This window comes from Kitasatospora sp. NBC_01302, from assembly GCF_035976515.1.
Classification (GTDB): domain Bacteria; phylum Actinomycetota; class Actinomycetes; order Streptomycetales; family Streptomycetaceae; genus Kitasatospora.
The window spans coordinates 1,757,694-1,780,356 of the sequence record NZ_CP108404.1; the positions used below are offsets into that span (position 1 = coordinate 1,757,694).

Below are 22,663 nucleotides of genomic sequence, written 5' to 3' on the forward strand. Positions count from 1 at the left end.
TCACATGCAGGGTGCGCGGCAGCACACCATGCCGCATCGCCATCACCATCTTGATGATCCCGCCGACACCCGCCGCCGCCTGCGTGTGACCGATGTTCGACTTCAACGACCCCAACCACAACGGCCGCTCCGCCGAACGCTCCTGGCCATACGTCGCCAGCAACGCCTGCACCTCGATCGGGTCACCCAACGGCGTCCCCGTCCCGTGCGCCTCCACCACGTCGATGCTCTCGGCCGACAGACCCGCGTTGGCCAGGGCCTGGCGGATCACCCGCTGCTGCGAGGGACCGTTCGGCGCCGTCAGACCGTTCGAGGCGCCGTCCTGGTTGACGGCCGAACCCCGCACCACCGCTAGCACCGGGTGCCCGTTGCGCTCGGCGTCCGACAACCGCTCCACGAGCAGCATGCCGACACCCTCACCCCACCCCGTGCCGTCCGCGTCGCCCGAGAACGCCTTGCAGCGCCCGTCGGCCGAGAGCCCGCGCTGGCGGCTGAAGTCGACGAAGGTCTCGGGCGTGGCCATCACGGTGACACCACCGGCGAGCGCCATCGTGCACTCGCCGTTGCGCAGCGCCTGGATCGCCCAGTGCAGCGCCACCAGCGAGGACGAGCAGGCGGTGTCGACCGTCACGGCCGGGCCTTCGAGACCGAAGGTGTAGGCGACCCGACCGGAGGCGATGCTGCCGGACACACCGGTGCCCAGGTAGCCCTCGACGCCGTCCGGCAGCTCGCTGATCCCGGTGGCGTAGTCGTGGTACATCACGCCCGCGAAGACCCCGGTCCGGCTGCCGCGCAGCGTCGCCGGGTCGATGCCCGCCCGCTCGACGGCCTCCCAGGAGGTCTCCAGGAGCAGCCGCTGCTGCGGGTCCATCGCCAGCGCCTCACGCGGCGAGATCCCGAAGAACGCCGGGTCGAACATGCCCGCGTCGTGCAGGAAACCGCCCTCGCGGACATACGAGGTGCCCTGGTGGTCCGGGTCCGGGTGGTAGAGGCTCGCCAGATCCCAGCCACGGGTGGCCGGGAAGCCCGAAACGGCGTCCGAACCGGAGAAGACCAACTGCCACAGGTCCTCGGGCGACTCCACACCACCCGGGTAGCGGCAGGCCATGCCGACGATCGCGATCGGGTCATCGGCAGCAGCCGGAGCCGGGCCGGTCACGGACGTCGCCACCGCGTCGCCCAGCAGCTCGGCGAGCAGGAAGGCCGCCAGGGCCAGCGGGCTCGGGTAGTCGAAGATCAGCGTGGCGGGCAGCCGCAGACCGGTCACCCCGTTCAGCTCGTTGCGCAGCTCCACCGCCGTCAGCGAGTCGAAGCCCAACTCCTTGAACGCCCGACCCGCCTCCACCGCACCCGCATCCGCATAACCGAGCACCGCCGCCACCCGACCGCAGACCAGCTCCAGCAGCGCGGCCTCACGCTCACCAGCCGGCAGCGCCAGCAGACGGGCGGTCAGCTCCGAGCCACCGGCCGCACCCGACCGGGCGACCCGGCGGGCCGGGACCCGCACCAGTCCGCGCAGCAGGGCGGGCAGGGTGCCGGCCGCCGCCTGGGCACGCAGCGCGGCGAGATCGAGGCGGATCGGCACCAGGGCGGCCTCGCCCGTGGCGGTGGCCGCGTCGAGCAGGCTCAGGCCCTCGGCGGCGGAGAGCCCGTGGATACCGCCGCGGCTCATCCGCTGGACGTCGAGCTCGTCCAGGCTGCCGACCATGCCGCTGCTGTCGGCCCACGGGCCCCAGGCGAGCGAGGTGGCGGCCAGGCCCTGGGCGCGGCGCCGGCTGGCGAGCGCGTCCAGGAAGACGTTCGCGGCGGCGTAGTTGCCCTGGCCGGGGCTGCTCATCGTGCCGGCGGCGGACGAGAAGAGCACGAACGCGCTCAGGTCGTCCGTCAGTTCGTGCAGGTTGAGGGCCGCGTCCAGCTTCGGGCGCAGCACCGTGTCCAGCCGCTCGGGCGTCAGCGAGGAGACGATCCCGTCGTCCAGCACCCCCGCGGTGTGCACCACCGCCGACACCGGGTGCTCGGCAAGCAGCGCCGCCAGCGCGTCACGATCCGCCACATCGCACGCCGCGACGACCGCGCTGGCACCCAACGCGGCCAGCTCGGTCACCAGTTCGTCCGCCCCCGGCGCCTGCCCACCACGACGCGACACCAACAGCAGGCTGCGCACCCCGTGTTCGGCCACCAGATGCCGGGCCACCAGAGTGCCCAGCAGACCGGAGGCGCCGGTCACCAGCACCGTGCCGTCCGCATCGAAGACCGGCACCGGCTCGACCGGCGACGACTCGACCGCCGCCGCCACCCGCGCCAGACGCGGCGCACGCAAGGTGCCCGCACGGACGGCCAGTTCGGGCTCGCCCGCGGCCAGCGCGGCCGACAGGGCCTCGCGGGAGAAGTCCCCGCCGTCGAGGTCGAGCAGCACCAGGCGGTCGGGGTTCTCTCCCTGTGCGGCGCGGACCAGGCCCCAGACGGGGGCCTGCGCCAGGTCGGTGACGCCGCTCGCGTCGGCCGCCACCGCGCCGCTGGTCACCAGCACCAGCCGCGAGCCGGCGAACCGCTCGTCCGCCAGCCACGCCTGGACCACGGCGAGCGCGCGGTGCAGCACCTCGCGCACTGCCGCGGCGCCGGCCTCGCTCGCCGCTCCCAGCGTCAGGAAGACCGCGTCGGGCGCGGTCAGGCCGCCGTCCACCGCCGCACCCAGCGCGGGCAGGTCGGCGAAGGCAGCCGCACCGAACGCCTCGGCACCCAGCACGGCCCAGCAGCCGGCCGGCGCGGCGGAGACCGGCAGCGCGGCCCACTCCACCCGGTAGAGCGACTCCACGAAGCCGCCGCGCGCGGCGTGCACCTGGGTGTCGGAGACCTCGCGGGAGACCAGCGACTCGATCGAGGCGACCGGCTGTCCGGACTCGTCGGCCAGCAGCAGTGCCGCCGTCTCCTGGTTGCGCTCGGAGAGCCGCAGCCGCAGCGCGGTGGCGCCGCTCGCGTAGAGGCTCACGCCGTTCCAGGCGAACGGGATGCGGGCCTGCCTGGGGGCCTCGTCGCCTTCGGGGCCGGTGATGTCCAGGCCGAGCGCGTGCAGCGCGGCGTCCAGCAGGGCCGGGTGCAGGCCGTAGCCGGCGGCGTCCTCGTGCGCGGCCTCGGGCAGCCGGAGCTCGGCGTAGACGTCGCCCTCGTGGCGCCAGGCGGCGCGCAGGCCCTGGAACACCGGGCCGTAGCCGAAGCCGGCGGCGGCCAGCCGCTCGTACAGGTCCTCGACGCCGACCGCGGTCGCACCGGCCGGCGGCCACTCGGCCAGCTCGAAGCCGGGCGCGGCGGCCGAGCCGGGCGCGAGCACACCGGTGGCGTGCCGGGTCCACGGCTCCTCGGCGAGCGCGTCCTCCGGGCGGGAGTGCATGGTCAGCGGGCGGCGGCCGGACTCGTCGACGGCACTGAGCGCCAGCCGGAGCTGGACGCCGCCGCGCTCGGGCAGGACGAGCGGAGCCTCCAGCGTCAGCTCCTCCAGCACCTCGCAGCCGACCTGGTCGCCGGCCCGGATCGCCAGTTCCACGAAGGCGGTGCCCGGCAGCAGGATCGAGCCCATCACGACGTGGTCCGCGAGCCACGGGTGCGACTGCACCGAGAGCCGGCCGGCGAACACCACGCCGTCGGAGCCCGGCAGTTCGACGCTGGCGCCGAGCAGCGGGTGACCGGCCGCACCGAGGCCGATCGATGCGACGTCACCGGCGGCCGTGATCGGCGTGCGCGGCCAGAAGCGGCGGCGCTGGAAGGCGTAGGTGGGCAGGTCGACCCGGCGGGCACCGGTGCCCGCGAAGAACGCCGGCCAGTCCACGGCGATGCCCCGCACCTGGAGCCGGGCGAGCGCGGTGGTCAGCGTGCGGACCTCCGGGCGCTCGCCACGCAGCACCGGCACGAAGACGGCACCCTCGACGGAGACGCTCTCCTGCCCCATCGCGGACAGCACACCGTCCGGGCCCAACTCCACGAAGCTGCGCACACCCTGGCCCTCCAGGGCCGTGACGGCATCCGCGAAACGCACCGCCTCACGGACATGACGCACCCAGTACTCGGGATCCGTCAGGTCCGCCGACCGGTCCAAGGTGGAGACGATCGGGATCGTCGGCGCGCCGAAGCCCAACTCCGCGACGACGGCCCGGAACTCCGCCAGCATCGGCTCCATCAACGGCGAATGGAACGCGTGGCTGACACTCAGCCGCTTGGTCTTGCAACCCAGCTGCCCGGCCACCTCCAGCACCGCCCGCTCGGCACCCGAAAGCACCACGGCCAAAGGCCCGTTGACAGCAGCGATACCCACATCCGAGCGGCCCTCCAGCAGCGGCAGCACCTGCGCCTCGCCCGCCTGCACCGCCACCATCGCACCACCGGACGGCAACGCCTGCATCAGACGACCACGCGCCACCACCAACCGCGCCGCATCCGCCAGCGACAGCACCCCCGCCACATGCGCCGCAGCCAACTCACCGATCGAGTGCCCCGCCAGGAAATCCGGCCGCACACCCCACGACTCCACCAGCCGGAACAGCGCCACCTCCAACGCGAACAACGCCGGCTGCGTGTACGCCGTCTCGTCCAACAACGCATCCGCCTCGGCCAGCGGCGTCCCCAGATACCGGTCCAGCTCCCCGCGGACCGCGTCGTACGCCGCCGCGAACACCGGGAACGCGCCGTACAGTTCAGCACCCATCCCGGCCCGCTGACTGCCCTGCCCAGTGAACAGGAACGCCGTCCGCCCCTCCACCACCGAGCCCGTGACGACCTGCGCCACCGACTCCCCCGCCGCCAACGCGGCCAGCCCGCCCAGCAGTTCGTCCCGCTCACCGGCGACGATCACGGCACGCTGCTCCAGGGCCGCACGCGTCGTCGCCAGCGAGTAGGCAGCGTCGGCGAGTTCGACGTCCGCGACCGCCGACAGCAGCCGCTCGGCCTGCGCACGCAGCGCCTCCGCGTCCCGCGCGGAGAGGACCACCGGCAGCACCGACGGCGACACCGTCGCCCCGGCGACCGGCTCGGCGGCCTCCGGCGCCTGCTCCAGGACCACATGGGCGTTGGTGCCGCTGAACCCGAAGGACGAGACGCCCGCCCGGCGCGGCTCGCCGGTCCCCGGCCAGGTGGTGGCCTCGGTCAGCAGGGCGACCGCGCCCGCCGTCCAGTCCACGTGCGGGGTCGGCTCGTCCGCGTGCAGGGTCCGGGGCAGCACGCCGTGGCGCATCGCCATGACCATCTTGATGACGCCGGCGAGACCGGCGGCGGCCTGGGTGTGGCCGATGTTCGACTTCAACGAGCCCAGCCAGAGCGGGGCTTCGGCCGCCCGCTCCTGGCCGTAGGTGGCGAGCAGCGCCTGCGCCTCGATCGGGTCGCCCAGCGCGGTGCCGGTGCCGTGCGCCTCCACCGCGTCGACCTGGGCTGGCGTCAGGCGGGCGTCGGCCAGCGCCTGGCGGATGACGCGCTGCTGGGCGGGGCCGTTCGGGGCGGTCAGACCGTTGGACGCGCCGTCCTGGTTGACCGCCGAGCCGCGCACGACCGCCAGCACCGGGTGCCCGTTGCGCCGCGCGTCCGAGAGCCGCTCGACCAGCAGCACGCCCGCGCCCTCGCCCCACGCGGTGCCGTCGGCGGCGGCCGAGAAGGCCTTGCAGCGGCCGTCGGCCGACAGCCCACGCTGGCGGCTGAAGTCGAGGAAGGTGTCAGGGGTGGCCATCACGGTCGCACCGCCGGCCACGGCGAGCGTGCACTCGCCGTTGCGCAGCGCCTGCACCGCGAGGTGCAGCGCGACCAGCGAGGAGGAGCAGGCGGTGTCGACGGTGACCGCCGGGCCCTCCAGCCCGAAGGTGTAGGAGAGGCGGCCGGCCAGCACGCTGGCGGAGGTGCCGGTGCCGAGGTGGCCCTCCAGCTCCTCCGGCGAGTTCATCAGCAGCGCGAGGTAGTCCTGGCCGTTGGTGCCCGCGAAGACGCCGGTCCGGCTGCCGCGCAGGGTGTCCGGGTCGATGCCGGCCCGCTCGAACGCCTCCCAGGTGGTCTCCAGGAGCAGGCGCTGCTGCGGGTCCATCGCCAGCGCCTCGCGGGGCGAGATGCCGAAGAAGGCGGGGTCGAACTCGGCGGCGTCGTAGAGGAATCCGCCCTCGCGGGTGTAGATCTTTCCGACCCGCTCCGGGTCCGGGTCGTAGAGCGCGTCGGTGTTCCAGCCGCGGTCCTCCGGCAGGCCGGACATCGCGTCGGTGCCCGCGACGAGCAGCTGCCAGAGCTGCTCGGGGCTGCTGACGCCGCCGGGGAAGCGGCAGCTCATCGCGACGATGGCGATCGGCTCGTCCTCGGCTCCCGCGGCGCGCAGGGCCGGCGTCGCGGCGGCGGTGTGCCGGCCGAGCAGTTCGGCGTGCAGGTGGCCGGCGAGCGCGGCGGCCGTCGGGTAGTCGTAGACCAGGGTGGTCGGCAGGGTCAGGCCGGTGGCCGCGCCGAGCCGGTTGCGCAGTTCGACGGCGGTCAGCGAGTCGAAGCCGAGCTCCTTGAACGCCCGGCCCGACTCGATCGTCTCCGCGTCGCCGTGCGCCAGGACGGCGGCGACCGCGCTGCGGACCAGGTCGAGCAGGGCTCGCTGCTGGTCGGCCGGGGCGAGGCCGGCGAGCCGGCCGGCCAGGGTGTCGGGGGCGGTGCCCGGCAGCGTGCCGGTGGCGCCACCGGTGGCGGGCCGGGCCTCCGGGAGGTCGCCGAACAGCTCGCTGGGCCGGGCGGCGGTGAAGCCCGGCAGGAAGCGGTCCCAGGCGAGGTCGGCCACCATGAGGGCGCCGTCGCCGTGGTCCAGGGCCTGCTGGAGGGCGGCGACGGCCAGGGCCGGGTCCATCGGCGGCAGGCCGTCACGGCGCAGCCGCTGCTCGACGGCCGGGTCAACGGCCATGCCGCCCCGGGCCCACGGGCCCCAGGCGATCGCGGTGGCGGGCAGGCCGTCGGCCCGGCGCTGCTCGACGAGCGCGTCCAGATAGGCGTTGGCCGCCGCGTAGTTGGCCTGCCCCGCGCTGCCGATGGTGCCCGCGATCGAGGAGAAGAGCACGAACGCGCTGAGCTCGCCGGTCAGTTCGTGCAGGTTGCGGGCGGCGTCCACCTTGGGCCGGGCCACGGCGGCGAACCGCTCGGCGGTGAGGTCGTCGAGCAGGCCGTCGTCGAGCACCCCGGCGGTGTGGAAGACGGCGGTGACGGGGTGGGCCGCCAACAGCTCGGCCAGCGCCGCGCGGTCGGCCACGTCGCACGCCGCGACCGTCGCCGTGGCACCCAGTGCGGCCAGCTCGTCGGTCAGTTCGTCCACGCTCGGGGCGTTCGGGCCGCGCCGGCCGGCGAGCAGCAGCTGCTCGGCGCCGTTGCGGGCCAGCCAGCGCGCCACCTCGGCACCCAGCGCACCCGTGCCGCCGGTGACCAGCACGGTGCCGGACGGCCGCCAGCCGACGGCCTCGCCCCGCATGGAGCGCACCAGGCGCCGGGCGAACAGGCCCGAGGCCCGGAGGGCGACCTGGTCCTCGGCGCCGCCCAGCACGCCGGCCAGCCGGGCGAGGGCGCGCTGGTCCAGCGTCACCGGAAGGTCGATCAGACCGCCCCAGCGGTCGGGGTGCTCCAGCGCCACCACCCGGCCCAGGCCCCAGAGCCGGGCCTGCTCGGGGGTGGCCGTGCGGTCCGTCCGGCCGGTCGAGACGGCGCCGCGGGTCAGGCACCAGAGCGGCGCGGTGATCCCCGCGTCGCCCAGCGCCTGGACCACGGTGGCGGTGCGGGCCGGGTCGCCGTCGAGCGCGGGCAGCCACAGCACACCGGCCGGCGAGACCTGGTCGTCGAGCGTCTCCCGCAGCAGCTGCGCCACGGCCGCACGCGGCGTGTCGCCGCCGCCGAGCTCGACCAGGCGGGGCTCGACGCCCCGCGTGGTCAGCGCCCGCAGCACGGCGAGCGTGGCGGCGTCCTCGGCCGCGCCGGCCGGGACGGCCAGCAGCCAGTCGCCGACCGCCGGGCGGGCGGCCGGCTCGCGCACCGGCCGCCACCCGGCCCGGTAGCGCCAGCCGTCCACGGTCGCCTGCTCGCGGCTCTTGCGGCGCCAGGCCGAGAGCGCGGGCAGCACCGAGCTGAGCGGCTGGTCGCCGCCCAGGTCGAGAGCGGCGGTGAGGGTGTCCAGGTCACCGCTGTCGACGGCCGCCCAGAAGTCGGCGTCCACGGCATCGGTCGGCGCCGCGCCCGGGGCCGGGGTGGCGGCGTTCTCCAGCCAGTACCACTGGCGCTGGAAGGCGTAGGTGGGCAGGTCGACCCGGCGGGCACCGGTGCCCGCGAAGAACGCCGGCCAGTCCACGGCGATGCCCCGCACCTGGAGCCGGGCGAGCGCGGTGGTCAGCGTGCGGACCTCCGGGCGCTCGCCACGCAGCACCGGCACGAAGACGGCACCCTCGACGGAGACGCTCTCCTGCCCCATCGCGGACAGCACACCGTCCGGGCCCAACTCCACGAAGCTGCGCACACCCTGGCCCTCCAGGGCCGTGACGGCATCCGCAAAGCGCACCGCCTCACGGACATGACGCACCCAGTACTCGGGATCCGTCAGGTCCGCCGACCGGTCCAAGGTGGAGACGATCGGGATCGTCGGTGCGCCGAAGCCCAACTCCGCGACAACGGCCCGGAACTCCGCCAGCATCGGCTCCATCAACGGCGAATGGAACGCGTGGCTGACACTCAGCCGCTTGGTCTTGCAACCCAGCTGCCCGGCCACCTCCAGCACCGCCCGCTCGGCACCCGAAAGCACCACAGCCAAAGGCCCGTTGACAGCAGCGATACCCACATCCGAGCGGCCCTCCAGCAGCGGCAGCACCTGCGCCTCGCCCGCCTGCACCGCCACCATCGCACCACCGGACGGCAACGCCTGCATCAGACGACCACGCGCCACCACCAACCGCGCCGCATCCGCCAGCGACAGCACCCCCGCCACATGCGCCGCAGCCAACTCACCGATCGAGTGCCCCGCCAGGAAGTCCGGCCGCACACCCCACGACTCCACCAACCGGAACAGCGCCACCTCCAACGCGAACAACGCCGGCTGCGTGTACGCCGTCTCGTCCAACAACGCATCCGCCTCGGCCAGCGGCGTCCCCAGATACCGGTCCAGCTCCCCGCGGACCGCGTCGTACGCCGCCGCGAACACCGGGAACGCGCCATACAGTTCAGCACCCATCCCGACCCGCTGACTGCCCTGACCGGTGAACAGGAACGCCGTCCGGCCCGCCGCACCGGCGGTGCCGAGCACCGCGTCGGCGCTCGGGCCGCCGGCGGCCAGCGCCGCCAGCGCGGCGGCGAACTCCGCACGCTCGCCGCCGATCAGCACCGCGCGGTGCTCCAGCATCGCGCGGCCGGTGGCCAGCGAGTAGGCGAGGTCGGCGGTGGTCGCCTCGGGCGTGGCCTCCAGGTGGGTCAGCAGCGCCTGGGCCTGGTCGCGCAGCGCCTCGGCGGTGCGGGCCGACAGCAGCCACGGCAGGGCGGCGGGCACCGGACGCGGGGCCTCGGTGTCCGCCGTGGCCTCGGCGACGGGTGCCTGCTCCACGATGGTGTGGGCGTTGGTGCCGCTGAACCCGAAGGAGGAGATGCCCGCCCGGCGCGGCCGGCCGGTCTCGGGCCACGCGCGGGTCTCGGTGAGCAGGTCGACCGCACCGGCCGCCCAGTCGACGTTCGCCGAGCGCCGGTCGGCGTGCAGGGTGCGCGGCAGCATGCCGTGCCGCATCGCCATGACCATCTTGATGATGCCGCCGACGCCGGCCGCCGCCTGGGTGTGGCCGATGTTCGACTTCAACGAGCCCAGCCAGAGCGGGGCTTCGGCCGGGCGCTGCTGGCCGTAGGTGGCGAGCAGCGCCTGCGCCTCGATCGGGTCGCCCAGCGCGGTGCCGGTGCCGTGCGCCTCCACCGCGTCGACCTCGGCGGGCGTCAGACCGCCGTCGGCCAGGGCCTGGCGGATGACGCGCTGCTGGGCGGGACCGTTCGGCGCCGTCAGGCCGTTCGACGCGCCGTCCTGGTTGATCGCGGTGCCGCGCACCACGGCGAGCACCGGGTGGCCGTTGCGCCGGGCGTCCGAGAGCCGCTCGACCAGCAGCATGCCGACGCCCTCGCCCCAGCCGGTCCCGTCGGCCGCGTCCGAGAAGGCCTTGCAGCGGCCGTCGGCGGCCAGGCCGCGCTGGCGGCTGAAGTCGATGAACGCCTCGGGTGTCGCCATCACGGTGGCACCACCGGCGAGCGCCATCGTGCACTCGCCCTGGCGCAGCGCCTGCACGGCCAGGTGCAGGGCGACCAGCGAGGAGGAGCACGCGGTGTCGACCGAGACCGCCGGGCCCTCCAGGCCCAGGGTGTAGGCGATCCGCCCGGAGGCGACGCTGCCGGCCGTGCCGGTGCCGAGGTAGCCCTCGACGCCCTCCGGCACGGCGCCGATCCGGGTGGCGTAGTCGCTGCTCATCACGCCCGCGAAGACGCCGGTGCGGCTGCCGTGCAGGGCGGCCGGGTCGAGGCCGGCCCGCTCGATCGCCTCCCAGGAGGTCTCGAGCAGCAGGCGCTGCTGCGGGTCCATGGCGAGCGCCTCGCGCGGCGAGATGCCGAAGAACGCGGGGTCGAACAGACCGACGTCGTGCAGGAAGCCGCCCTGGTCGACGTAGCTGGTGCCGTGGTGGTCCGGGTCCGGGTCGAAGAGGTGCTCCAGGTCCCAGCCACGCCCGGCCGGGAACGCGCCGATCGCGTCGGTCCCGCCGGTGACCAGCCGCCAGAGGTCCTCCGGCGAGCGCACGCCGCCCGGGTAGCGGCAGGCCATGCCGATGATGGCGATCGCCTCGTCGGACGCACGGGCGGGGGCCGGCGCGCCGGTGGCGGTGGCCGGCTGCTGGGCACCGGCGATCTGGCTGCGCAGGTACTCGGCGAGGGCGGCCGGGGTCGGGTAGTCGAAGATCAGGGTGGGCGGCAGCCGCAGGCCGGTGGCCGTGTTGAGCGCGTTGCGCAGCTCGACGGAGGTCAGCGAGTCGAAGCCGAGCTCCTTGAACGCCCGGCCGGCCTCGATCACCTCGGGCGAGGCGTGGCCCAGCACGGCGGCCACCCGCACCCGCAGGACTTCGAGCAGCTCGCGCTCCAGCTCGGCCTCGGGCAGGCCGGCCAGGCGGCGCAGCAGCTCCGAGCCGCCACCCGCACCGGCCTGGGCGGTGCGCCGGGCCGGGGTGCGGACCAGGCCGCGCAGCAGGGCGGGCAGTGCGCCGGTGGCGGCCCGGGTGCGCAGCGCGGTCACGTCGAGGTGCATCGGCAGCAGGGCGGCCCGGCCGAGGCCGGCGGCGGTGTCGAGCAGGGCCAGGCCCTCGGCGTTGGTCAGGCCGCGCATGCCGTCGCGGGCCAGGCGCTGGAGGTCGGCGGCGTCCAGGGTGCCGGCCATGCCGCCCTCGGCCCAGGGGCCCCAGGCGAGGGAGAGGGCGGGCAGGCCGCGCTGGGTCCGGTGGGTGGCCAGCGCGTCCAGGAAGGCGTTGGCAGCCGCGTAGTTGGCCTGCCCCGCGCCGCCGAGCGTGGCGGCGTTCGAGGAGTAGAGCACGAAGGCCGACAGGTCGAGCCCGGCGGTCAGCTCGTGCAGGTTGAGCGCCGCGTCCACCTTGGGGCGCAGCACGGCGTCGAGCCGCTCGGGCGTGAGCGAGGAGAGCACGCCGTCGTCGAGCACGCCGGCGGTGTGGATGACGGCGGTGAGCGGGCGCTGCAGTGAGCCGAGCAGCGCGGCGAGTGCGGCGCGGTCGGCCGCGTCACCGGCCGCGACCGTCACGGTGGCGCCCAACTGCTCCAGCTCGGCGACGAGTTCGGCCGCGCCCGGGGCCTGGAGGCCGCGCCGGCTGGTGAGCAGCAGGTGGCGGGCGCCGTGCTCGGTGACCAGGTGCCGGGCGGCCAGCGCCCCGAGGGTGCCGGTCGCACCGGTGATCAGCACGGTGCCGTCCGGGTCCAGCGGGGCCGGGACGGTCAGGACGACCTTGCCGATGTGCTTGGCCTGCGAGACGAAGCGGAAGGCCTCCGGCGCGCGGTGGATGTCCCAGGTCGCGATCGGCAGGTGCGTCAGCGCCCCCTGCTCGAAGAGCGCGAGGACGGCGGCGAGCATCTTGCCGGTGCGCTCGGGTCCGGCCTCGATCAGGTCGAAGCCCTGGTAGCGCACCCCCGGGTGCTCGGCCGCCACCTGCTCCGGGTCGCGGACGTCCGTCTTGCCCATCTCCACGAACCGCCCGCCGCGCGGCAGCAGCCGCAGCGAGGCGTCCACGAACTCCCGCGCCAGCGAGTCGAGCACCACGTCCACGCCCCGGCCACCGGTGGCCGCGCGGAACCGCTCCTCGAAGTCCAGGTCACGCGAGGAGGCGATGTGCTCGTCGTCCAGACCGAGCTCACGCAGCGCGTCCCACTTGCCCGCACTCGCGGTGCCGTAGACCTCCGCACCCAGGTGCCGGGCCAGTTGCACCGCCGCCATGCCCACACCACCGGCCGCCGCGTGGATCAGCACCGACTCGCCCGCCCGCAGGTCCGCGAGGTCCACCAGCGCGTAGTAGGCGGTCAGGTGGACCAGCGGCACCGAGGCGGCCTGCGCGAAGGTCCACTGCTGCGGCATCCGGGCGATCTGCTGGCGGTCCGTCACCGCAATGGGCGCGAAGCCGCCGGACAGGATGCCGAACACCCGCTCGCCGACGGCGAGATCGGTGACGTCCGGCGCCACCTCCAGGACGACGCCCGCGCCCTCCAGGCCCAACAGGCCGGCGTTGCCCGGGTACATGCCCAGCGCGTTGAGCACGTCACGGAAGTTCAGACCGGCCGCGCGCACGCCGATCCGGACCTGGCCCGCCTCCAGCGGCGCGACGGCCGCCGGGTACTCGACCAGCGCCAGGTTGTCCAGCGTTCCCTTGACCGGGATGTCCAGCCGCCAGGCGACCGCGCCGGCCGGCTCGGTGAGCGCGTCGTCTCCTGCGACCCGCACCAACCTGCTGACGTAGCAAGCTCCCTGACGCAGTGCCAGCTCCGGCTCGCCGGAGACCAGCGCGGCCGGCAGGGCGGCCGCCGAGGCGTCGTCCAGGTCCAGCAGCACGAACCGATCGGGGTTCTCCGCCTGCGCGGAGCGGATCAGGCCCCAGACCGCGGCGTGCGCCGGGTCGGCCGGCTCCTCCCCCGCCAGCGGCGCGACCGCACCCCGGGTCACCAGGACGAGGCGCGAGTCGGCGAACCGCTCCTCGGCGAGCCAGTCCTGCACCAGGCCCAGCACCCGGTGCGTCACCTCCCGCACCGCGTCCGCCGACGGCTCGCCGCCGCGCGGCGCACACGGCACGAACACCGCCTCCGGCACCACCTCGGCCGCCGCCACCGCCGCCAGGTCGGCGAAGGTCTCGGCCCCGGCGAAGGCGCCGAGCGCGGCCCACCGGCCGGGCGCGGGCGCGGTGGCGGGGACGGGAGCACCGGCGGGGACGGGCAGCGCCGTCCACTCCACCCGGAAGAGCGCCTCGTGGTGCGCGGCGCGGGCGGCGCCCAGCTGCTCGGCGGAGATCTCGCGCAGCGCCAGCGAGCGCACCGACATCACCGGCGCGCCGGTGCCGTCGGCGAGTTCGAGCGCCACCTCGCCCTGGCCCAGCGGCACGACCCGCACCCGCAGCGCGGCGGCGCCGGTGGCGTGCAGGGCGACGCCGGTCCAGCTGAACGGCAGACCGCCGCGCAGCGCACCGTCGGAGCGCTCGGAGCCGTCAGCGCCGTCAGCGGCGCCGAGCGCATGCAGGGCGGCGTCCAGCAGCGCGGGGTGCAGGCCGAACCGGTCGGCGTCCTCCTCGGTGCCGGTGGGCAGCGCGATCTCGGCGAAGATCTCGCTGCCGCGCAGCCAGGCGGCCCGCAGGCCCTGGAAGGTGGGCCCGTAGCCGAAGCCGGCCTCGATCAGGCCGGTGCGCAGCTGCTCGACGTCGACGGCGCGGGCGCCGGCCGGCGGCCAGGCGGTCAGCTCGAAGCCGGCCGGCGCGGCCCCGGCGCCGAGCACGCCGGTGGCGTGCCGGGTCCACGGCTCCTCGGCCGGGGCGCCCTCGATCCGCGAGTGCAGGCTGAGCGAGCGGCTGCCGTGCTCGTCGGCGCCGCTGACCACGATCTGCAGCTGCACGCCGCCCTGCTCGGGCAGCAGCAGCGGGGCCTCCAGGGTGAGTTCCTCGACCAGGTCGCAGCCGACCTGGTCCCCGGCCCGGATCGCCAGGTCGACGAAGGCGGTGCCGGGCAGCAGCACGGTGCCCCGCACCGCGTGGTCGGCCAGCCACGGGTGGGTGTCCAGGGCGAGGCGGCCGGTGAAGAGGAAGCCGTCGACGTCGGCCAGCGCCACCGCGGCGCCCAGCAGCGGGTGGTCGGCGCTGCCCTGGCCGATCGCGGCGACGTCGCCGAGCGGGCTGCCGCTCTCCAGCCAGTAGCGCTCGCGCTGGAAGGCGTAGGTGGGCAGCTCGACCCGGACGGCCTGCTGGCCGGCGAAGACGCCGTCCCAGTCGAGCACGCTGCCGCGCACCTGGGCCTGGGCCAGCGCGGCGGTGAAGCTGTGGACCTCGGGGCGCCCGGCCCGCAGCAGCGGCAGGAAGGCGACCGGCTCGGTGACGCACTCCTGGCCCATCGCGGACAGCACGCCGTCCGGACCCACCTCGACGAAGGTGCGCACGCCTTCGCGCTCCAGCGTCTCGACGGCGTCGGCGAAGCGGACGGCCTCGCGGACGTGGCGCACCCAGTACTCGGGGTCCGTCAGGTCGGCGCCCTGGTCCAGCGTCGAGACGATCGGGATCTTCGGGGCGCGGTAGGTCACCACCTGGGCGCAGCGCCGGAACTCGTCCAGCATCGCGTCCATCCGCGGGGAGTGGAAGGCGTGGCTGACCTGCAGGCGCTTGACCTTGCGCCCCTCGGTGCGCAGTTGCTCGGCGAGGGCCGCCACCGCGTCCTCGTCGCCCGCGATCACCACGGCCCGGGGCCCGTTGACGGCGGCGACGGCGACGTCCGCGCGGTCGGCGAGCAGCGCCAGCACCTCGGCCTCGGTGGCCTGGACGGCCAGCATGGCGCCGCCGCCGGGCAGTTCCTGCATCAGGCGGCCACGGGCGGCGACCAGCAGCGCCGCGTCCGCCAGGCTGAGGACGCCGGCCGCGTGCGCGGCGGCCAGTTCGCCGATCGAGTGGCCGGCCAGGACGTCCGGGGTCAGGCCCCAGGATTCGGCCAGCCGGAAGAGCGCCACCTCGACGGCGAAGAGCGCGGGCTGGGTGTAGGCGGTCAGGTGCAGCAGCCCGGCCTCCTCGGAGCCCTCGGCGGCGAACAGCACCTCGCGCAGCGGGCGGTCCAGCTGCAGGTCCAGGTGGCCGCAGGCCTGGTCGAGCGCCGTGGCGAAGACCGGGAAGGTCGCGTACAGCTCGCGGCCCATCGCCAGGCGCTGGCTGCCCTGGCCGGTGAAGAGGAACGCCGTGCGGCCGGCCACCGGGGTGCCCCGGACCAGTCCGGGCAGCTCGCCGCCGTCGGCCAGGGCCCGCAGCGCCCGTTCGAAGTCCGCGCGCTCACCGGCCAGCAGCACCGCGCGGTGCTCGAAGCCGGCCCGGGTGGTGGCCAGCGAGTGGCCGAGGTCGGCCGGGCGCTGCCCGGGGTGGGCGGCCAGGTGGGCGAGCAGCCGCTCGGCCTGGCCGCGCAGCGCCTCGGGGGTCCGGGCGGACAGCGCCCAGGGCAGCACGGCCGGGGTGACGGCCGCGGGCGCGGCGGTGACCGGCTCCGCGGCGGCGGCCGGGGCCTGCTCGATGACGGCGTGCGCGTTGGTGCCGCTCATGCCGAAGGAGGAGACGGCGGCCCGGCGCGGGCGGTCCAGCTCCGGCCAGGGCAGCGCCTCGGTGAGCAGCTCGACCGCGCCCGCGCTCCAGTCCACGTGCTCGCTGGGCCGGTCGACGTGCAGGGTGCGCGGCAGCACGCCGTGCCGCATCGCCATCACCATCTTGATCACGCCGCCGATGCCGGCGGCGGCCTGGGTGTGGCCGATGTTGGACTTCAGCGAGCCCAGGTACAGCGGGTGTTCGGGGCGCTGCTGGCCGTAGGTGGCGAGCAGCGCCTGGGCCTCGATCGGGTCGCCGAGGGTGGTGCCGGTGCCGTGCGCCTCCACGGCGTCGACCTCGGCGGGCGTCAGGCGGGCGTCGGCCAGGGCCTGGCGGATGACGCGCTGCTGGGCGGGGCCGTTCGGGGCGGTCAGGCCGTTCGACGCGCCGTCCTGGTTGATCGCGGTGCCGCGCACCACGGCGAGCACCGGGTGGCCGTTGCGCTCGGCGTCGCAGAGCCGCTCGACCAGCAGCATGCCGACGCCCTCGCCCCAGGCGGTGCCGTCGGCGGCCTGCGCGAAGGGCTTGCAGCGGCCGTCGGGGGCCAGGCCGCGCTGGCGGCTGAAGGCGATGAAGGAGCCGGGGTTGGCCATCACGGCCACGCCGCCGGCCAGCGCCACGCCGCACTCGCCGCGGCGCAGCGACTGCACCGCGAGGTGCAGGGCGACCAGCGAGGAGGAGCAGGCGGTGTCGATGGTGACGGCCGGGCCCTGGAAGCCGAAGGTGTAGGAGAGCCGGCCCGAGGCGACGCTCAGCGCGCTGCCGGTGACCAGGTAGCCCTCCAGGCCCTCGGTGGCCTCGTGCAGGCGCGGGCCGTAGTCCTGCGCCTCGGCGCCGATGAAGACGCCGGTGCGCGACTCGCGCAGGGTGGTGGGGTCGATGCCGGCGCGCTCGAAGGCCTCCCAGGAGGTCTCCAGGAGCAGGCGCTGCTGCGGGTCCATCGCCAGCGCCTCGCGCGGCGAGATGCCGAAGAAGCCGGGGTCGAAGGTGTCGGCGTCGTGCAGGAACCCGCCGGCCTGGGCGTAGCTGGTGCCGGGGTGGTCGGGGTCCGGGTCGTAGAGGCCGCCCAGGTCCCAGCCGCGGCCGGCCGGGAAGGCGGAGATCGCGTCGGTGCCGTCCGCCACCAGCTGCCACAGCCGCTCGGGCGAGTTCGCCTCGCCGGGGAACCGGCAGGCCATCGCGACGATCGCGATCGGCTCGTCGTCGGCGGAGCCCAGCGGCACCACGGTGCCGGTGTCGGCGGCCAGGCCCAGCAGTTCGGTGCGCAGGTGGCGGGCGAGCGAGGCTGCGGTGGGGTGGTCGAAGACCAGGGTGACGGGCAGCCGCAGCCCGGTGGCGGCGGCCAGCCGGCTGTGCAGGTCGACGGCGGCCAGCGAGTCGAAGCCGAGCTCCAGGAACGGGCGGTCGGCCTCGACCGGGGCGGCGGGCTTTCCGCGCAGGGATTCCGTCGCCTGGTCCAGCACCAGGGCCAGCAGCAGGCGCTGCTGCTCCGCCACCGAACGGTCGGCCAGCCGCTGTTCCCAGGACGCCCGCGCCGCGGTATTTCCGGCACCCGTACCGTCCGGCTCCGAAATGAGACCCTCGGACTGGTTCATCATCGCGCTCCACCACCCAGCAGACGGTATCCAACACCGTCAGCCACCCTGCCAGCGCCGGTGAGCAGCAGAAACCCCTACGGCCCCCCGGCCACCCCTACCCAATCCCCTGCCGACCCCTGACCGAATTCCGGCGCCGGAAAAGGCATTTCCGAAAAGCCGCGCCGGCCGTGCGGAAATACCCTCCGACGGCTGCGGTAATGCCGGAACCGCCATTTCCGGACCGGCGCGCCGGCGCCGTGCCCCGGGTCAGCCCGCTTCGAGGAACGGGGCGAGCAGGCGCGGCACGGCCTGCTCGGCGAACGCGAGCCCCTCGGCCACGCCCACGTCGCGCACCCGGTAGGCGCCGCCGCCCGCGGACGTGGTCGCGGTGAGCGTGAGCAGCCCCAGGCGGCGCTGGAACGGGGACTGGCTGATGCTCCAGCCGATCACCCCGGCGCGCTCCAGGGCGACCGTGCGCCGGGCGAAGGTGCCCGCGCGGGTCACCAGGTAGTCGCCGACCAGCGCGTGGCCCAGCGCCCGGTGGGCGTCGACGGCCAGCCAGAGCGCCACGGGCAGCAGGACGACGGCGACCGCGGCGGCGACCGGCAGCAGCACCGGCAGCCAGATGCCGGGCAGCGCCAGGGCTCCGGCGGTGAGGGCGACCAGCGCCACCGCCCGGTTGATCCGGCGCCGCCGGGCCGCCGCCGGGTGCGGGCGCAAGGCGGCCGTCAGCGGGGACGGCTGATCGTCCGGCAGCAGTGCGCCGACCACCCGCAGGGCGTGCGCGCGCGGCGCGGCCGGCAGCAGGGCGCCGCGGGTACGGTTCTCCTCGGCGCTGCCGAGGCCGGTGGCGATGGCGTTCAGCCGCGCACCGCCGGCGCGGCGCAGCAGGAACGGTTCGACCAGTTCGACGCCGCGCAGCCGGCGTTCCTCGATGGAGACCGAGCGGTGGATCCACAGCCCGCGCCGCACCCGCAGGATGCCGCCCTCCTCGCGCTCCAGGCGGTAGCCGTACCAGCCTTCGAGGTACTGGCCGACCGCGGCCAGCGTGCCGAGCACGGCCACCAGCAGCAGCGCCAGCGGCAGCGCGAGCCACAGCGGCACGGCGGTGAAGGCGGTGGTCAGCCCGTGCACCAGGCCCAGCTTCAGCGGGTCGACACCCAGGTCGTGCAGGATCTTGTAGGCGGTGCCGAGGAGCGCGAAGAGGCTGCCGACCCCCCAGATGGTGAGCGGGGCGTAGCGCAGCCACTGCCAGGACAGTTCGGCGAGCGGCGGCGGCGCCTCGGGGCCCGGCTCGCCGGGCCGCTGGGCGATCAGGGTGGCCCGGCGGTTGAGCAGGTCCTGGCGCAGCGCGCCGGCCTGGACCGCGGTGACGCCGTCCAGCCGCAGCGCCCGGCCGGCCGAGCCGCCGTGCGCACCGGCGCCGATGCTGACGGTGGCGAGCCCGAGCAGGCGGTGCAGCGGACGGGCGGTGATGTCCGCGCTGCGGATGCGCTCCAGCGGGACGGCGCGGCGGCTGCGGAAGAGCAGGCCCGAGCGCAGCTCCAGCCGCTCGGTGGTGATCCGGTAGCCGGTGGTCAGCAGCCGGGTCAGGTTGAGGCCGGCCACCACCAGGAAGGCCGTGGTGAGCGAGGCGAGGGTGATCAGCGCCTGCAGGCCGGGCCGGCCGCCGGTGCCGAGCAGGGTGGCGAGGGTGGTGAAGGCGGGCAGGGCCAGCCAGGCCAGGTGGACCGGGATCAGCCGCGGACTGAGCCGCTGCCAGGCGGGCTCGTTGGGCTGGGCGGCCTCGGCGGGCCGGGTGGGCCCGGCGGCTGCGGCGCCGTCCGTCGTCCCGGCGGTGTCGGCGCTCCCTGCGCTCCCTGCGGTCCCGGCCGTCCCGGCCGGTTCCTGGGTGCCGGTGCTCACGTCGCGTCCCCCGGGGTGGCCTGGGTGACGGCGGTCAGGTGCTCCACGACCTCGGCGGCCCGGTGCCGGTCCAGCCCCCGGATGGTCACGGCGCCCGCGACGGAGGCCGTGGTGACCTTGACGGCGCTGAGCCCGAAGAGCTGCTCCAGCGGGCCGCGCACGGTGTCCACGGTCTGGATCCGCGACAGCGGCGCCACCCGCCGGCGCTGCCAGAGCCAGCCGGAGGCGGTGTAGACGGCCTGGTCGGTGGTCTCCCAGCGGTGCACCCGGTAGCGCCACAGCGGCATGACGACCAGGTAGCAGAGTCCGGGCAGCAGGACGGCCAGGAAGAGCGGGCCGAAGACGAACCGGGCCGGCGGGATGAGCAGGTCGAGCACGCCCAGCACCAGCGCGGTGGGCATCGGGATCAGTGCGGCCCGCACCACCCACCAGGCGATGGCCCGGCGCTCGACCCGGTGGCGGGGCGGGCGCAGGCGAGGTCCGTCGGAGTGGGGCACGGTGTCGTTCCTCCCGCTCGGGGGCCGCGGCCGGCCGGCTGCGGGGCAAGGAGGCGGCCCGGCGACTGGCGCCCCGCCGCCCGGACGATCGATCAGGCGATATCCCGATGAGTCGTCATATTACTTGCGTTTTCGGCGAGCTCCGTCATCCGGCGCTTGTCCGGCTTGCCGTTGCGGTTGAGCGGGAACTGCTCCACCACGATCACCCGGTTGGGCTGCTCGTAGGCCGGCAGCAACTCGCCCAGCACCGCGCGCCAGTGGGCGGCGTCGCGCTGCTGCTCGTCCTCCACGAAGAAGACCAGGCTGCTGCCGCGGCGCTCGTCCGGCAGCGGCACGATCCGCACCGAGCAGCCGCCGGCCGCCGCCTTGCGCTCGACGATCTCGGGGTAGAGCGTGTAGCCGTTGCGGTGCACCGCGAACTTGCGGCCCAGCACGAAGAGGTTGCCCGCCGCGTCGAGGTAGCCGAGGTCCCCGGTGCGGAAGACGCGCTGGTCCACCGGGTCGATCCCGCCGTCCGGGGTGAGGTAGCCGACCATCACGTCCGGTGTCTCAACGAGCAGTTCGCCCACCTCGCCGGCCGGCACCTCGTTCTCCTCGTCGTCCACCACCCGCACCCGCAGGCCGTCCATGACCTGCCCGCAGGAGACGGCGTTGTCGCTGGTGGCGAAGGCCACGTTGCCCGCCTCGGTGCTGCCGTAGCTGTCCAGCAGCGGCAGGCCGAAGCGTTCGACGTAGCGCTCCACCAACGACTGGTCGAGCGGGGCGGCGCCGCTGCAGAACATCCGCACCGTGCGCAACGCCCCGGCCAGGGAGGGCTTCTGGCCGATGATGTTCAGCATGCTGCGGTAGCTGGCCGGGGTCGCGTCCAGCACGGTGGCGCCCGAGTGCCCGGCCATCCGCAGCGCCCGGTCGGCGCGCTTGTAGGGGGCGATCACCAGTGACCCCTGGACGATCCAGGCGATCAGCACCATCGACAGGCCGTACTGGTGCGAGAAGGGCAGCAGCGGCAGCAGGACGTCGTCGGCGCGGTGGCCCATGTGCCGGGCGTTGCGCTCCAGGTTGGCCAGCATCCGGCCGCCGTTCTTGACGATGCCCTTGGGCTCGCCGGTCGACCCGGAGGACCACATGATCAGCGCGTCGTCCAGGTCGGACCAGGCGTCGAACGAGAGCCGCTCCTCGGTGACCGCCAAGTCGGGTGCGGCGGAGATCAGTTCGTAGAGGTAGACGGGCTCGGTGTCGGCCGGCACCGGGGCGTCGTCGTCCACCAGGACCAGCTTGGTGCCGGCCCGCCGGATGATCGAGCCGGTGGCCTCCTGCTTCTCCTGCTGGTCCACCAGCACCACCGAGGCGCCCAGGTGCATCAGGGCGAAGAGGACCGAGACATAGGCGATCGAGTTGCCGGCCTTCAGCAGTACCCGGTCGCCCAGTCCCACGCCCCGCTCCCGCAGGACCTGGGCGATCCGCAGGGTGTCCTGCTCGAACTCGGCGAGCGTCGCTGCGGAGTTCTCCGCGAGGATCTTGGCCGGCATCGGCTCCACTCATCCTTCTCGTGCTCGGCGGCCCACCGCGGCCGCCCGCATGCCCGGGCGGCCGGGGGTGGTGTCAAAGGGGGATTCGGGGCGGGCCGGGCCCGCACGTAACCGGAGGCTACCGAGCACCCGGCAGGGGCCGGAACCCCTAACCGACCCCAGTCGGCCGACCGTCAACTACCCACATCCATAAGTGGGTTGGGCACGGCGAAAGCGCCGCCCGCGGATTCCGTCCGGGCGGTGCGGCCACCGGCGCGGCGGCCCGGCCCGGTCAACCACCGGGCTTGAGCGCCGACTCCGGGGCGAGGGTGAGGGCGGTGAGGCTCTCGGTGGTGCACTTGAGGCGGCGCAGCAGGCGGTCCCGGCCGACGATGGCGATGCGCCGCACGCCCTGCGCGACCAGCGTGTCCACCACGCCGGGCCAGCGCATCGGCCGGGTGTAGCCGCCCAGGATCCACTCCCGGGCCTGCTCGGCGGTGGTGACCAGCGAGCCGTCCTGGTCGGAGACGATCGGCAGCAGCGGATCGCGCAACCGGTGGCCGCCGAGCACCTCCTGGTCGATCCGCTCACGCAGCGGGGCGAAGATCGCCGCGTGAGCGGGCGGGCGCATGGTGTAGAGGGAGTAGCCGCCGACCGCACCGATCCGCTGCTTGAAGCCCTCCAGCGCCCGCTCGTCGAGGGACACCATGTGCATGTCGTGGTCCAGGTACGAGGAGATCTCGAACCACTCGTCGGCCACGGCCAGTTCGGCCAGCAGCTCGTCGAGGGCGGCCGGGCCGACCTTCACGAAGGAGTGGGTGACGATCCCGGTGTGCTGCTCGGCGAAGTACTCGCGCTCGCAGCGGGCGAGTTCGGCGACCAGCAGCACGCACTCCTCGAACGGCAGCACACCCGCGTGCGCGGCGGCGGCCATCTTGCCGAAGCTCACCCCCGCGCAATGGTCGACCGGGCCCGGCAGTTGCGCGCCGCCCCACTCGACCAGGGCGAGCGAGGCGACGAACGAGGTGATCTGTGCGACCTCGGCATAGTCGTCCTCGCTCTGCCGCAGGGCGTCGAAGATCCGGTAGCCGAGTACCTCGTCGGCGATCGCAAAGCGTTTTCTGGCCTGCCTGTTGACCACCATGAACCGACCGAAGTCGGCGAATCGCGACGGGCCCATGGCGGGAAAGACGATAGCGCTGCTACCCGGCTCACCGGTCGTCATGTCAGCCCGTTCTCTCGGCCGTGTCGGTCGCCCCGAACCTATCGGCAGGGACAATCCCCGCCACCCCTGTCCGACCCCTAGGCCCCCTTCTCCCCGTGCGCCG

Annotated in this window: 5 protein-coding genes (1 of these 5 running past the window's edge); all 5 read right to left on the reverse strand. The window is 75.0% G+C overall.

Annotated elements, in window-relative coordinates:
• A protein-coding gene (locus OG294_RS07400) for a type I polyketide synthase (RefSeq protein ID WP_327065617.1) crosses the window boundary here: on the reverse strand, positions 1-17,443 show its 5' end (the start). It extends 18,122 nt beyond the left edge of the window; only the first 17,443 of its 35,565 coding nucleotides appear in the window; its start codon is at positions 17,441-17,443; its stop codon lies beyond the left edge, outside the window.
• Positions 17,444-17,692: 249 nt separating this feature from the next.
• Positions 17,693-19,330 (reverse strand): PH domain-containing protein, encoded by a 1,638-nt coding sequence (locus OG294_RS07405; protein ID WP_327065618.1) that lies wholly within the window; start codon positions 19,328-19,330, stop codon positions 17,693-17,695.
• A complete protein-coding gene (locus OG294_RS07410; protein ID WP_327065619.1) occupies positions 19,327-19,827 on the reverse strand; it encodes a PH domain-containing protein in 501 nt (166 codons plus the stop codon). Before OG294_RS07410 ends, OG294_RS07405 begins: the two co-directional genes overlap by 4 nt.
• Before the next feature lie 92 nt (positions 19,828-19,919).
• Positions 19,920-21,356: a class I adenylate-forming enzyme family protein gene (locus OG294_RS07415; protein WP_327065620.1), complete on the reverse strand. Its 1,437-nt coding sequence runs from the start codon at positions 21,354-21,356 to the stop codon at positions 19,920-19,922.
• A gap of 271 nt (positions 21,357-21,627) precedes the next feature.
• On the reverse strand, positions 21,628-22,515 hold the full coding sequence (locus OG294_RS07420) for an ACP S-malonyltransferase (RefSeq protein ID WP_327065621.1): 888 nt from the start codon (positions 22,513-22,515) through the stop codon (positions 21,628-21,630).
• Between the last annotated feature and the right edge of the window lie 148 nt (positions 22,516-22,663).

Excerpts from the sequence above, each read along its gene's own strand:
- OG294_RS07420 (WP_327065621.1), bottom strand. The coding sequence starts at position 22,515 with ATGGGCCCGTCGCGATTCGCCGACTTCGGTCGGTTCATGGTGGTCAAC.
- OG294_RS07415 (WP_327065620.1), bottom strand. The coding sequence starts at position 21,356 with ATGCCGGCCAAGATCCTCGCGGAGAACTCCGCAGCGACGCTCGCCGAG.